Raw genomic sequence first — 582 nt, forward strand, 5'->3', positions numbered from 1 at the left:
CGCGGCGTCGGCATGGACGTCGTGCAGAGCAAGATCCGCGAACTTGCCGGAACCGTACAGATCCAGTCCGAAGTCGGCCGCGGCACGCGCATGTCGATCAAGGTGCCGCTGACGCTCGCCATCCTGCCGACGCTGCTGGTCGAGATCGACGGCGACGTCTACGCGCTGCCGCTCGTACGCGTCGTCGAAGTGCTCGCGCACACCAACGGCAATGCGATGTGGATCGACGGCCAGAGCGTTCTCGACCTGCGCGAACAGCCGACGCCCGTGCTCGACCTGCGCGCATGGCTCGGCCTCGACGCGTCGACGGCCGGCGCCTCCACCGGCGTCGTCCTGCAGGCTGGCGAACAGCGCTTCGTGCTGATCGTCGACCGCGTGCGCGGCCGCGAGGAAGTCGTCATCAAGGCCCTGCCCCGCACCCTGCGCGGCCTCGCCGGTTACGCCGGCGCCAGCCTCATCGGCGACGGCCGCATGGCGCTGATCCTCGACGTCGACACGCTGCACGAAACCGGCGTGCGCACCCGACGCGCGGTGGTGAACGGCTGATCGGTCGCGACAGGTGACACACACACGGAAGCCCGC

General features: G+C 69.8%; 1 protein-coding gene. It reads left to right on the plus strand.

Going from position 1 to position 582, the window contains the following annotated elements:
- Positions 1 to 546 (plus strand): chemotaxis protein CheW (locus tag ACKTTN_RS14665; RefSeq protein WP_407910645.1); only part of this gene is annotated, 546 nt, incomplete at its 5' end.
- Positions 547 to 582: the final 36 nt, after the last annotated feature.

Origin of the sequence: Lysobacter claricitrinus (assembly GCF_045866565.1) — a bacterium.
Lineage (GTDB): Bacteria > Pseudomonadota > Gammaproteobacteria > Xanthomonadales > Xanthomonadaceae > Cognatilysobacter > Cognatilysobacter claricitrinus.